Raw genomic sequence first — 13363 nt, forward strand, 5'->3', positions numbered from 1 at the left:
GCCGCGGGGGGCCCCCCCCCCCCCTCCACCCACGGCCCCCCCCCCCCCGGGGGGGGGGGCCCCCGGCGGCCCCCCCCCCCGCCCCCGCGGTCGCGCGCACCGCCGGGACGCTACGCCCATAGAATTTGCGCCATGGGGATAGTCGCCGGGTTGGACAGCTCACCCGAATTCACTCGCATCGTCGTCTGCGACGCGGACACGGGTGCCGTGCTCAAACAGGGGTACGCGCCGCACCCGGTCGAAGGCCGCCCGTCCGACGTCGACCCCCAGGCCTGGCTGCTGTCCCTCGGTGAGGCCGCCGGTGGCGGTCTCCTCGAAGGAGTGCAGGCCATTGGTGTGTCGGCCCAGCAGAACGCCGTCGTGCCGCTCGACGCCCAGGGCAACACCGTGCGCCCCGCCATGGTCGGCGGCGACAAGCGCGCGCAGGTCGCCGCGGCCGACCTGGTCGACGCGCTCGGCGGGCGCGAGGCGTGGGCGCAGGCGGTGGGATGTGTGCCCCAGGCCGCGCAGCCCGTCACCAAGCTGCGCTGGCTGAACAAAACGGAGCCGGACGCCGCTCTGCGCACCGCCGTGCTCCTCCAGGCGCACGACTGGCTGGTGTGGCAGCTGCTCGGCCGGCCGGTGCGAAGGACCACCGACCGCGGCGGCGCCTCCGGGACCGGCTACTGGTCCGCCGCCACCGGCGCCTACCGCTCCGACCTCGTCGAGCTGGCCCTCGGCCACCCGGCGATGCTGCCCGAGGTGATCGGCCCCTCGGACGCGGCCGGTACGACCCCGGAGGGGCTGCTGATCTCCGCCGGGACCGGGGAGACCATGGCCGCCGCCTTCGGTCTCGGGATCGGGCTCGGGGACGCCGTCGTCTCGCTGGGCGCGTCCGGGTCCGTGATGGCCGTGCACCGCGAGGCGCTCGTCGACAACACCGGGATGATCACCTCCCTGGCCGACGCGACCGGCATGCACCTGCCCGTCGTCACCACCCTGAACGCCGTACGGACCCTGCGCGGGGCCGCCGAGATGCTCGGCCTCGGTGATCTGGAGAGCCTGTCCGACCTGGCGATGAAGTCGACGCCGGGCGCCCACGGCCTCGTACTGCTGCCCTATCTGGAAGGTGAGCGGACGCCGAACCTGCCGCACACCGCGGGGACGCTGACGGGCCTCAGGCGCGAGTCGATGAAGCCTGAGCATCTGGCGCGGGCCGCGTTCGAGGGCATGCTGTGCGGGCTCGCCGATGCGCTCGACGTGCTGCGCGGCCGGGGGGTCGAGGTGCGGCGGGTCTTCCTGCTGGGGGCGGCCGCCGAGCTGTCCGCCGTACAGGCCGCCGCGCCCGCGCTGTTCGGCGCGCAGGTCGTCGTGCCGCAGCCGGCGGACTACGCGGCGATGGGTGCCGCCCGGCAGGCGGCCTGGGCGCTCGGGGTGTCGCAGGGCACCCTCGACCCGCGGACCCCGCCGATGTGGCAGGGTCCGGCCGCGCAGGTCCTGGAGCCGGGCGAGGAGCTGGCGGTGGGACAGGCGGTGCGGCAGCAGTACGTGTCGGTGCGGGAGCAGACGTACCCGGGGGCGTTCCGCTAGACCCCGGGCGCCTTCCGCCGGAGCCCGGAAGATGAGAATCCGGTAGGAGTGGGTGGCCGCGGGGACCCGTAAGACGGTACGAGGCACTGCTGTCGGCTTAATCGGTTGAGGTAACACGGGTGGAGTGCCCGACGATAGGGGCCAGGGGCAACCACCCGCCCCGTCGCCGACTCCGAGAGACGTAGCGTGCTCATACGACTTCTGCGGACCTATCTCAGGCCCTACAAGAAACCCATCACCATCCTGGTGCTGCTGCAGTTCCTGCAGACCTGCGCCACCCTCTACCTGCCCACGCTGAACGCGGACATCATCGACCACGGTGTCGTGAACGGAGACACCGGCTACATCCTCAGCTTCGGCGCCCTGATGATCGGCATCTCGCTGGTGCAGGTGGTGTGCAACATCGGAGCCGTGTTCTACGGCGCCCGGACCGCCGCCGCGCTCGGCCGGGACCTGCGGGCGGCGGTCTTCGACCGGGTGCAGTCGTTCTCGGCGCGCGAGGTCGGCCAGTTCGGCGCGCCCACGCTGATCACGCGTACGACCAATGACGTGCAGCAGGTCCAGATGCTGGCCCTGATGACGTTCACCCTGCTGGTGTCGGCGCCCATCATGTGCGTGGGCGGCATCGTGCTGGCGCTCGGCCTGGACGTGCCGCTGTCCGCGGTACTGGTGGCCGTGGTGCCCACGCTGGGCATCTGTGTGACGTTGATCGTACGGCGGCTGCGGCCCCTGTTCCGGTCCATGCAGGTGCGTCTCGACACGGTGAACCGGGTGCTGCGCGAGCAGATCACCGGCAACCGGGTCATCCGGGCGTTCGTGCGCGACAGCTACGAGGAGGACCGCTTCCGGAAGGCGAACAGCGACCTGACAGAGATCTCCCTCAAGACCGGCAACCTGCTCGCGCTGATGTTCCCCGTGGTGATGACGACGGTGAACCTGTCCTCGATCGCCGTGGTGTGGTTCGGCGCCCACCGGATCGACAGCGGCGGGATGCAGATCGGCGATCTGACCGCGTTCCTCGCCTATCTGATGCAGATCGTCATGTCCGTGATGATGGCCACCTTCATGTTCATGATGGTGCCGCGCGCGGAGGTGTGCGCCGAGCGCATCCAGGAGGTCCTCGACACGTCCTCCAGCGTGGTGCCGCCCCTGGCCCCCGTCCGGGAGCTGCGACGGCACGGGCATCTGGAGATCCGGGGGGCCGGCTTCCGCTATCCGGGCGCCGAGGAGCCGGTGCTCAGGGCGATCGACCTGGTGGCCCGGCCCGGCGAGGTGACCGCCGTGATCGGCTCGACCGGCAGCGGCAAGTCCACCCTGCTGGGGCTCGTCCCCCGGCTGTTCGACGCGACCGACGGCGAGGTCCTCGTCGACGGGGTGGCCGTCGCCGAGATCGAGCCGGTGCTGCTGGCCAAGACCGTCGGGCTCGTGCCGCAGAAGCCGTATCTCTTCGCGGGGACCGTGGCGACCAATCTCCGCTACGGCAATCCGGACGCCACCGACGAGGAGCTGTGGCACGCGCTGGAGGTGGCGCAGGCCAAGGGCTTCGTCGAGGGGCTGGAGAACGGCCTCGACTCCCCCATCGCGCAGGGCGGCACCAACGTCTCCGGCGGTCAGCGGCAGCGGCTCGCGATCGCGCGCACGCTCGTGCAGCGGCCGGAGATCTACCTGTTCGACGACTCCTTCTCCGCCCTCGACTACGCGACCGACGCGGCCCTTCGCGCGGCGCTCGCCGAGGAGACCTCGGAGGCGACCGTCGTGATCGTCGCCCAGCGGGTAGCCACCATCCGCGAGGCCGACCGGATCGTCGTCCTCGACGAGGGCCGGGTCGTCGGCACCGGCACCCACCGCGAACTGATGGCGGACAACGAGACCTACCGGGAGATCGTGCTCTCCCAGCTCACGGAAGCGGAGGCTGCCTGATGGCCGGGCCCATGGGGCGCATGATGGCGGGCGGCGGTCCCGAGAACCGGTCGATCGACTTCAAGGTGTCCGGCAGGCGGCTGCTCGCCCAGTTCAAGCCGGAGCGGCTGACCCTCTACGCGATGCTGCTCTGCGTCGTGCTGAGCGTCGGCCTGAACGTGGTCGGGCCGAAGATCCTCGGCGAGGCCACCGACCTGGTCTTCGCGGGCATCGTCGGACGGCAGATGCCCGCCGGCGCGAGCAAGGAAGAGGTCCTCGCGCAGATGCGGGCGCGCGGCGACGGTCAGGTCGCCGACATGCTCCGCAGCACCGACTTCACACCCGGCGAGGGCATCGACTTCACCGCCGTGGGACATGTGCTGTTGATCGCGGTCGGGGTGTTCCTCGTCGCGGGGCTGCTGATGGCGGTGGCGACGCGGCTGGTCAACCGGACCGTCAACCGCACGATGTTCCGGATGCGCGAGAACGTGCAGACGAAGATGTCGCGGCTGCCGCTGTCGTACTTCGACAAGCGCCAGCGCGGCGAGGTCCTGTCCCGGGCCACGAACGACATCGACAACATCGGTCAGACCCTGCAGCAGTCGATGGGCCAGCTGATCAACTCGCTGCTCACCATCATCGGCGTGCTCGCGATGATGTTCTGGGTCTCCTGGCTGCTGGCCCTGGTCGCACTCGTCACCGTGCCGTTGTCGTTCGTCGTCGCCACGCGCGTGGGCAAGCGCTCGCAGCCGCACTTCGTGCAGCAGTGGCGCACCACGGGCAAGCTCAACGCCCACATCGAGGAGATGTACACCGGGCACAACCTGGTGAAGGTGTTCGGCCGTCAGGACGAGTCGGCGGCGCAGTTCGCCGAGCAGAACGAGGCGCTGTACGAGGCCGGGTTCAAGGCGCAGTTCAACAGCGGGGTCATGCAGCCGCTGATGATGTTCGTCTCCAACATCAACTACGTCCTGGTGGCGGTCGTGGGCGGGCTGCGGGTCGCCTCCGGTTCGCTGTCCATCGGTGACGTGCAGGCCTTCATCCAGTACTCCCGGCAGTTCTCGATGCCGCTGACGCAGGTCGCGTCGATGGCGAACCTCGTGCAGTCGGGTGTCGCCTCGGCGGAGCGGATCTTCGAGCTCCTGGACGCGGAGGAGCAGGAGGCGGACCCGATGCCGAGCGCGAAGCCCGAGGAACTGCGCGGGCGGGTCGCCCTGGAGCACGTCTCCTTCCGCTACGACCCCGACAAGCCGCTCATCGAGGACCTCTCGCTGAAGGTCGAACCCGGACACACGGTCGCGATCGTCGGCCCCACGGGAGCCGGAAAGACCACCCTGGTCAACCTCCTCATGCGGTTCTACGACGTCTCGGGCGGCCGGATCACCCTCGACGGCGTGGACATCGCGACGATGTCCCGGGACGACCTGCGCGCCGGGATCGGCATGGTCCTCCAGGACACCTGGCTGTTCGGCGGCACGATCGCGGAGAACATCGCGTACGGCGCCGCGCGCGAGGTCACCCGGGGCGAGATCGAGGAGGCGGCGCGGGCGGCCCACGCGGACCGGTTCGTCCGGACGCTGCCCGAGGGCTACGACACCGTGATCGACGACGAGGGCAGCGGGGTGAGCGCGGGTGAGAAGCAGCTCATCACCATCGCCCGGGCGTTCCTGTCGGACCCGGTGATCCTGGTCCTCGACGAGGCGACGAGTTCGGTGGACACCCGCACCGAGGTCCTGATCCAGAAGGCGATGGCCAAACTGGCGCACGGCCGCACGTCGTTCGTCATCGCGCACCGCCTGTCGACGATCCGCGACGCCGACACCATCCTGGTGATGGAGAACGGCTCGATCGTCGAACAGGGCACGCACACGGACCTGTTGGAGGCGAACGGGGCGTACGCGCGGCTGTACCAGGCACAGTTCGCGCAGGCGGTGGCCGAGGTGGACTGATCACCGCGGGGGGCTGGACCCACCAGGGGCGCGGGGAACTGCGCGACCAGCCCCCACGCACCCGCACCCGGCGTCAATCCAGATAGCCCCTGAGCTGATCCGCGAAGGCGTGGTCCCGCAGCTTGTTCAGCGTCTTGGACTCGATCTGGCGTATCCGCTCCCGGGTCACTCCGAAGATCCGGCCGATCTCCTCCAGGGTGCGCGGGCGGCCGTCGGCCAGGCCGTACCGGAGCTGGACGACCTTGCGCTCGCGCTCGCCCAGGGTCGACAGGACCGCTTCCAGGTGCTCCCTGAGCAGCAGGAACGCCGCCGACTCGACCGGTGAGGCCGCGTCCCCGTCCTCGATGAGGTCACCGAGGGCGACATCGTCCTCCTCGCCCACCGGGGCGTGCAGGGACACCGGTTCCTGGGCCAGGCGTAGGACCTCGCTGACCCGTTCCGGGGCGAGGTCGAGCTGGGCCGCGACCTCCTCCGGGGTCGGTTCGTAGCCGCGTTCCTGGAGTATCCGGCGCTGGACGCGGACGACCCGGTTGATCAGCTCGACGACGTGGACCGGGACCCGGATCGTCCGGGCCTGGTCGGCGAGGGCCCGGGACATGGCCTGGCGGATCCACCAGGTGGCGTAGGTCGAGAACTTGTAGCCGCGGGCGTAGTCGAACTTCTCGACCGCGCGGATCAGGCCCAGGTTGCCTTCCTGCACCAGGTCGAGCATGGTCAGGCCGCGGCCGACGTACCGTTTCGCGACGGACACGACGAGCCGCAGGTTCGCCTCGATGAGGCGGCGCTTGGCCATCCTGCCCAGCACGACGAGCCGGTCCAGGTCGAGCGCCAACTGGCTGTCCAGGTCGGGGGCGTTGCTCAGTTTCTCCTCGGCGAACAGACCGGCCTCGACCCGGCGGGCGAGGTCGACCTCCTCGGCCGCGGTGAGCAGCGGGATGCGTCCGATCTCCCGCAGGTACTGGCGGAACAGGTCCGAGGACGGGCCGCCGGTGTCGACGCGGCGGCGGGGCGGCTCGGGCGGCTCGGCCGGCTCGGTCTCCACGTTCGCGAGGAGTTCGGCGGGCGGGGTGTCCGGTTCCGCCTCGGGGTGGTGCGCGACACGGTTCTGCGGGGGCACCGCGACGAGTACGTCGGGCTCGGCGTCCTGCTCTGTCGTGTCGTCCGTACTGTTCTCGGTCTGTGTGAGGGTCTGGGTCTGCACGGGGGCGACCTCCAGGATGATCGCTGCCAAGGAGTACGGCAGCGGTACTTCGGGGGCGGAGTCGGCGGCCTCGCCGCTGTCCGTCCCGTACGCGATGAGCGGAACCGCGGGGGTCTGGGACCCGTTGGGGACGGATCGGCCGCGCTCCGAGGACTCAGGCACCGGAACCCAGTGTGGAGTACGACACATCGCCGCCACGAGGGGCGTGCGGTGACTTTTTGAGTCCGGTCCGTGACCAGGTGGTTACTACACCCTGCGCGTGCGCGGCCCTGCGGGACTCGAAACCGCTGATGAGGGGTGGCGCACGGGTCAGAGGGCGGAGGGACCCTCGTCCTGGAGGGCTCGGTCGTAGCGGGTAAGGATCATCATCTCGTTCTGGACGGCGGCCGACTGGGCCGGGTCCGAGTGGCCGAGCCGGGTCAGGACGCCCTGGAGTTCGGTGAGCCGACGGGCGACGGCTCTGCGGCGGACCGTGACCAGTTGTTCGCCGGCGTAGTTCTCGTCGACCGTGCGCCGCATGATCGCCTCGACGGCCAGCTCGGTGACCATCGCGCGGACCGCGTCGTCGGGGGCGGCCTCGCGGACCCTCACGAGGTAGTCCTGGGAGTCCTGGACGCCGTACTCCGCGCCGCCCGCGTCCATGATGGCCTGGCGTACGGCGGCGTAGGGCGGGGCGGTGAACTCGTCCATGCCGTACGCGTCGAAGGCCGGGGAGACCAGTTCGGGGCGCTGCAGGGCGAGTTTGAGCAGCTCGCGCTCGGTGGCGTAGACGGGGTTGCGCAGGGTGAGGGCCGGGCCGGAGACGGCGGGGCGGTGGACGGTGTCGTACTGCCGCTGCTGCGGGCCGCGTCCCGAGGGGGCCGGTCCCTTGCCGCCGCGGTCGCGGGCCCACCGGGCCAGCTGGGCCACCCGCTTGACCACGAACTGGGTGTCGAGGATGCCGAGCATGCCGGCGAGCTGGACGGCGACCTCGTGCTGGGCGCCGCTGTTCTTGATGCGGGCGACGATCGGGGCGGCCTCGTCCAGGGCGGCGGCGCGGCCGGCGGGGGTGTCGAGGTCGTAGCGGACGACGATCTGGCGCAGCGCGAACTCGAAGAGCGGGGTGCGGGGTTCGACCAGGTCGGCGACCGCGTCGTCGCCCTTGGCGAGGCGCAGGTCGCAGGGGTCCATGCCGTCCGGGGCGATCGCGATGTAGGTCTCGGCGGCGAACTTCTGGTCGTCCTCGAAGGCGCGCAGGGCGGCCTTCTGGCCGGCCGAGTCGCCGTCGAAGGTGAAGATCACGCGGGCCGAGCCGTTGTCCATGAGGAGGCGGCGCAGGATCTTGATGTGGTCGGTGCCGAAGGCGGTGCCGCAGGTCGCGATGGCGGTGGTGACGCCGGCGAGGTGGCAGGCCATGACGTCGGTGTAGCCCTCGACGACGACCGCGCGGGACGCCTTGGCGATGTCCTTCTTCGCGAGGTCGATGCCGTAGAGGACCTGGGACTTCCGGTAGATCGCGGTGTCGGGTGTGTTGAGGTACTTGGGTCCGTTGTCCGACTCGTAGAGCTTTCTCGCGCCGAAGCCGACGACGTCTCCGCCGATGTCGCGGATGGGCCACATCAGACGGCCGCGGAAGCGGTCGATGGGGCCGCGGCGGCCTTCCTGGGCGAGACCGGACAGGAGGATCTCCTTGTCGCTGAAGCCCTTGCCACGCAGGTAGCGGGTGAGGTGGTCCCAGCCCTGGGGGCTGTAGCCGACGGAGAAGTGCGCGGCGGCGGCCTGGTCGAAGCCGCGCTCGGCGAGGAACTGGCGGCCGGTGTCGGCCTCCGGGCTGGTGGCCAGCTGTTCCATGTACCAGTCGGCGGCGATCTTGTGGGCCTCGACCAGGCGGATGCGCTCGCCGCGCTGGTGGGAGGGGTTGTAGCCGCCCTCCTCGTACCGCAGGGTGATGCCGGCCTGGGCGGCCAGGCGCTCGACCGACTCCGAGAAGGTGAGGTGGTCGACCTTCATCACGAACGTGATGGTGTCGCCGCCCTCCTGGCAGCCGAAGCAGTGGAAGAGGCCCTTGCTCGGACTGACCTGGAAGGACGGCGACTTCTCGTCGTGGAAGGGACACAGGCCCTTGAGGTTGCCACCGCCCGCGTTGCGCAGCTGGAGGTACTCGGACACCACGGCGTCGATCGGGACCGCGTCCCGTACCGCCTTCACGTCCTCGTCGTTGATCCGTCCTGCCACGCGTGAAGTCTACGGGGAGCTACTGACACCTACGGGACGAGGCTGACGAGGGGAACGTGCGGGTCCGCCAGCGCCTCCGTGTCCACCTGAGCCCCGGACCGGATCAGTTCCTGGATCGGCTCCGTGACGTCCCACACGTTGACGTTCATCCCGGCCAGCACACGGCCCTGCTGCACCCAGAAGGCGATGAACTCCCGCTTCCCGGCGTCTCCCCGGATCACCACTTCGTCGTACGAGCCGGGGGGCGCCCAGCCGCTGTACTCCATGCCCAGGTCGTACTGGTCGGAGAAGAAGTAGGGCACCCGGTCGTACGTCACCTGGCGGCCCAGCATCGCGCGCGCCGCCGCCGGGCCGCCGTTGAGCGCGTTGGCCCAGTGCTCGACCCGGAGCCGGTTGCCGAAGAGGGCGTGGTGGAAGGAGGCCACGTCGCCGGCCGCGTAGATGTCCGGGTCGGAGGTGCGCAGTTGTCCGTCCACGGCGATGCCACCGCCGTGCGCCCGGTCGGCCAGTTCGAGCCCGGCCGCCTCGGCGAGAGCGACGCGCGGGGCCGCGCCGACCGCCGCGAGGACGTCGTGCGCGGGGTGCTCCTCGCCGTCGTCGGTCCGGGCCGCGAGGACCATGCCGTCCTGTCCGACGATCTCCGTCAGCCTGGCGCCGAAGTGGAAGCGGACGCCGCGCTCGCGGTGCAGCTCGGCGAAGAGGTTGCCGAGCTCCGGGCCGAGGACGGAGTGCAGCGGGGTCGACAGGGGTTCGACGACGGTGACCTCGGCGCCGTACTCCCGGGCCGCCGCCGCGACCTCCAGGCCGATCCAGCCGGCGCCGGCGATCACGAGGTGGCCGTTGTCCCTGCCCAGGGTGGCCAGGACGCCCTTGAGGCGCTCCGCGTGGGCGAGGCGGCGCAGATGGTGGACGCCCGCGAGGTCGGTGCCCGGGATGTCCAGCCGGCGCGGCTCCGCGCCCGTCGCCAGCAGCAGCTTGTCGTAGCGGACGGCGGTGCCGTCCGCGCCGAAGCGGACCGTCTTCGCCGCACGGTCGATGGCGTCCACGGTCTCGCCGAGGTGCAGCTCGATGTCGTGCTGCGCGTACCAGGCGGGTTCGTGGACGAAGACGCTGTCGCGCTCCTCCTTGCCGAGGAGGTAGCCCTTGGAGAGCGGCGGGCGCTCGTAGGGGTGGTCGCGTTCGTCGCAGATCAGTATCACGCGGCCGGTGAAGCCCTCTGCCCTGAGCGTCTCGGCCGCCTTCGCGCCGGCGAGACCTCCTCCGACGATGACAAATGTCTGATCCGCGTCGACCACTTGATGCCTCCTACGGGGGGTCTGGGGGGCGTCCCCCCAGAAAACACTGCGGGTGCCGCCACAGGGGAGCGTCCCGCACGGAGTGTGATGGGGGAAGAGGGAGTGGCCCGATCAGGCCACGGAGGGTCACATTCGGGCACGATTCATGTCACTCCGGTCCTCTCTGCGTTACTTCTGCCCCGCAAGCATCACAGGTGGTCCGTGAGACGGGCGTGAAGCGAACGTGCCGACGCGTCGGTGAGCGAGGCGATCTGGTCGACGATCACCCGCTTGCGCGCGCGGTCGTCGGACGCCCGGTCGAACAGCGCGCGGAACTGCGGATCGAGGCCGTCCGGGGCGCGGACAGTGAGCGCCTCGGCGAGTTCGGCGACCACGATCCGCTGGTCGGCCCGCAGCCGCTCCTGCTCGGCGCGCTGCATGACGTACCGGTCGGCGACGGCCTTGAGGACCGCGCACTCCAGGCGGGTCCCGTGGGGTACGACGAGTTCGGCGCCGTACCTGGTGAGTCTCCCGGTGCCGTACCGCTCGCGGGTGGCGGCCTCGGCGGACAGGCAGAAGCGGCCGATGAGCTGGCTGGTGGCGTCCTTGAGGCGGGCCTGGGCCACGGCCGAGCCGTCGTAGCCGTGCGGCCACCACGGTTGTTCCTGGAGCCGGTCCAGTGCGGCGGCGAGTTCGGCGGGGTCGGTGTCCTCGGGGACGTACCTGCCGAGGGCGACCTCGAAGACCGCCCGGCGTTCGGGTTCGGCGTGCAGGCAGTTGGGGTCGATGTGGCCCGCGTGCAGGCCGTCCTCGACGTCGTGGACCGAGTAGGCCACGTCGTCGGCCCAGTCCATGACCTGGGCCTCGAAGGTGGTGCGGGTGTCGGGGGCGTCCTTGCGGATCCAGTCGAAGACGGGGCGGTCGTCCTCGTAGACGCCGAACTTGCGGGACGGGTGCCCGCCGCGGGGCCAGGGGTATTTGGTGGCCGCGTCGAGGGTGGCCCTGGTGAGGTTCAACCCCACCGAGCCCTCTTCGGTGAAGCGCTTGGGCTCGATGCGGGTCAGGAGCCGCAGGGACTGGGCGTTGCCCTCGAAGCCGCCGCAGTCGTCGGCGAATTCGTTGAGTGCCTGTTCGCCGTTGTGGCCGAAGGGCGGGTGACCGAGGTCGTGGGCGAGACAGGCGGCCTCCACCAGGTCGGGGTCGCAGCCGAGGGCCGAGCCGAGCTCACGGCCGACCTGGGCGCACTCCAGCGAGTGGGTGAGGCGGGTGCGGGGGCTGGCGTCCCACGCCTGGCTGAGGGTTCCCGGTGTGACGACCTGGGTCTTGCCGGCGAGCCTTCTGAGCGCGGCGGAGTGGAGGATGCGGGCGCGGTCGCGTTGGAAGGCGGTGCGGCCGGGGCGCTTGTCGGGTTCTGGGGCCCAGCGTTCGGTTGACTGCAGGTCGTACGGCATGCCTCGACAGTACGGGCACGGACTGACAATTCGCCTGCTCCCTCAGGCGGCCGCGGTCGCCTGCGAGGCGGATGCCTGGTCGTAGCGGTGCAGGATCAGGTCGGCCATCGCGGGGTGCGTGCCCAAGGGGGCTGCCGCGATCCACGGGGCCTTCTCCGCGCACTGCGTGGCGAACAGGCCGGGGGCCGTGAAGTACGACGCCACCGCCACCTGGTCGCGGCCCCGCGCCGCCAGTGCGCGGATCGCGGTGTCGACCGTCGGGGTCGCCGCGGAGGCGTAGGCCGGGACCACGGGGACGCCCAGGCGGTCCGAGAGGAGGTGCGCCGTGCGGCGGGTGTCCACGGCCGAGTCCGGGTCGCGGGAGCCAGCCGCCGCGAGGACCACCGCGCCGGTACGGCGGGTCTCCTCGTCCGTGCGCCAGCCCGCCTCCACCAGACGGGCGTACAGGGTGTCCACCAGCAGCGGATGCGGGCCCAGCGGAGCCGCCACGCGGGTGCGTGCCGCGGAGGCCGCCGCCATCTCCGGGATGTCGCGCTTCACGTGGTAGCCGCGGGAGAGCAGGAGCGGGACCAGGACCGCCTCGGCGTTGCCGAGTTTCGCCAGCGTGTCCGGCAGCAGCGGCTCGTTGAGCTCGATGTGGCCCAGGTGCACCGGCAGGTCGGGGCGCTGCTCGTGGACCTGGTCGAGGAGTTCGTGAACCGTCTTCAGAGTGCGCGGGTCACGGCTGCCGTGGGCCACCAGGACGAGCGCGGGCGGCTCGGCGCGGCGCCTGTCGTCGAGGGAGACGAGACTGGGCTGGCTGCTGATCCGGTTCATGCTTCGATGGTCGCGGCCGGAGGTTGCCTCCCCGTTTCCTGGCAATCACGCGTGTTTTCCGGCGGATCACCGTGCGGGGCAGCACGGTGTGAGGAGACGTGACCTGCGGCTTCGCGAGCGGCAAGTGAGCCTGGTCACGCGCCGGTGGACGAACCGACGGGCCCGCCGGCACGTCTCTGCTTGTCGAGCGACCGACCGGGAGGACCGTCCGATGCGACTGCCGAGGGTACGCAGACCGCGTCTGCCACGCACGCGTGCCGGGCGGCGCAGGCTCGTGCAGGCCGTGATGGCGGGGTGTGTGCTGGCGCTGCTGCCGTCCACCTGGATGTACGTCGTGACGGACGGCCGGCTGCGGACGACGGCCGACGCGCCCCGCACCGAGGTGGCCGTGGTCTTCGGTGCCGGCCTGTGGGGCGGCGAGCCGTCGCCGTATCTCGCCCACCGGCTCGACGCGGCGGCGGAGTTGTACCGGGACGGGCGGATCAGGGTCGTCCTCGTCACCGGTGACAACAGCCGCAGGGACTACGACGAGCCCGACGCCATGCGCGCCTATCTGACGCGGCACGGCGTCCCGGAAACCCGGATCGTCAGCGACTACGCCGGCTTCGACACCTGGGACTCCTGCGTCCGTGCCAGGAAGATCTTCGGCGTGCACAAGGCGGTCCTCATCAGCCAGGGCTTCCACATCCGGCGCGCGGTCGCGCTCTGCCAGGCGGCGGGCATCACCTCGTACGGCGTCGCCGTGACCGACAGGCACAACGCCACCTGGTACTACGGCGGCACGCGGGAGCTCTTCGCGGCGGGCAAGGCGGCCGTGGACGTGGTGTTCCGGCCTGACCCGCGGTTCCTGGGACCGAAGGAGCCGGGTGTGACGAACGCGCTGGCCTCGGGGCACTGACCTTGGGCAGCCCGCGTTCCTCACCGCTTGGGGATGTCACAGGGGAGGTCGCCGTCTTGGGCGCGTAACACGGAGCCGTCCCCGGCGTAACA

Annotated in this window: 9 protein-coding genes; 4 read left to right on the top strand and 5 right to left on the bottom strand. The window is 71.0% G+C overall.

Annotation, left to right across the window (positions count from 1 at the left end; translation table 11 throughout):
- Positions 1 to 132 precede the first annotated feature (132 nt).
- The 3 genes from ACFVYN_RS36260 to ACFVYN_RS36270 all read left to right on the top strand — a co-directional run bounded on the left by ACFVYN_RS36260 (position 133) and on the right by ACFVYN_RS36270 (position 5417).
- Complete coding sequence (locus ACFVYN_RS36260) at positions 133 to 1569, top strand: FGGY-family carbohydrate kinase (protein WP_390006365.1); 1437 nt, start codon at positions 133 to 135, stop codon at positions 1567 to 1569.
- Between the two features lie 186 nt (positions 1570 to 1755).
- Positions 1756 to 3489: an ABC transporter ATP-binding protein gene (locus tag ACFVYN_RS36265; RefSeq protein ID WP_390006367.1), complete on the top strand. Its 1734-nt coding sequence runs from the start codon at positions 1756 to 1758 to the stop codon at positions 3487 to 3489.
- Complete coding sequence (locus ACFVYN_RS36270; protein ID WP_390006368.1) at positions 3489 to 5417, top strand: ABC transporter ATP-binding protein; 1929 nt, start codon at positions 3489 to 3491, stop codon at positions 5415 to 5417. The genes ACFVYN_RS36265 and ACFVYN_RS36270 overlap by 1 nt, the downstream gene beginning before the upstream one ends.
- Positions 5418 to 5490: 73 nt before the next feature.
- Here the strand turns inward: ACFVYN_RS36270 and ACFVYN_RS36275 are convergent, their stop codons facing one another.
- The 5 genes from ACFVYN_RS36275 to ACFVYN_RS36295 all read right to left on the bottom strand — a co-directional run bounded on the left by ACFVYN_RS36275 (position 5491) and on the right by ACFVYN_RS36295 (position 12373).
- Positions 5491 to 6780, bottom strand: coding sequence for an RNA polymerase sigma factor (locus ACFVYN_RS36275; RefSeq protein WP_390006369.1), 1290 nt, complete (start codon positions 6778 to 6780; stop codon positions 5491 to 5493).
- A gap of 147 nt (positions 6781 to 6927) precedes the next feature.
- Positions 6928 to 8832, bottom strand: a complete 1905-nt coding sequence (dnaG, locus tag ACFVYN_RS36280) for a DNA primase (RefSeq protein WP_390006371.1) — start codon at positions 8830 to 8832, stop codon at positions 6928 to 6930.
- 29 nt (positions 8833 to 8861) lie between these two features.
- A complete protein-coding gene (locus tag ACFVYN_RS36285; RefSeq protein WP_390006373.1) occupies positions 8862 to 10127 on the bottom strand; it encodes an NAD(P)/FAD-dependent oxidoreductase in 1266 nt (421 codons plus the stop codon).
- A gap of 188 nt (positions 10128 to 10315) precedes the next feature.
- Complete coding sequence (locus tag ACFVYN_RS36290; protein WP_390006375.1) at positions 10316 to 11557, bottom strand: deoxyguanosinetriphosphate triphosphohydrolase; 1242 nt, start codon at positions 11555 to 11557, stop codon at positions 10316 to 10318.
- A 42-nt stretch (positions 11558 to 11599) separates the two neighbouring features.
- On the bottom strand, positions 11600 to 12373 hold the full coding sequence (locus ACFVYN_RS36295; RefSeq protein ID WP_390006376.1) for a sirohydrochlorin chelatase: 774 nt from the start codon (positions 12371 to 12373) through the stop codon (positions 11600 to 11602).
- A gap of 211 nt (positions 12374 to 12584) precedes the next feature.
- Here ACFVYN_RS36295 and ACFVYN_RS36300 point away from each other — a divergent pair, with 211 nt between their 5' ends.
- Positions 12585 to 13271, top strand: coding sequence for a vancomycin high temperature exclusion protein (locus tag ACFVYN_RS36300; protein ID WP_390006377.1), 687 nt, complete (start codon positions 12585 to 12587; stop codon positions 13269 to 13271).
- Positions 13272 to 13363 lie beyond the last annotated feature (92 nt).

Origin of the sequence: Streptomyces sp. NPDC058307 (assembly GCF_042880295.1) — a bacterium.
Lineage (GTDB): Bacteria > Actinomycetota > Actinomycetes > Streptomycetales > Streptomycetaceae > Streptomyces.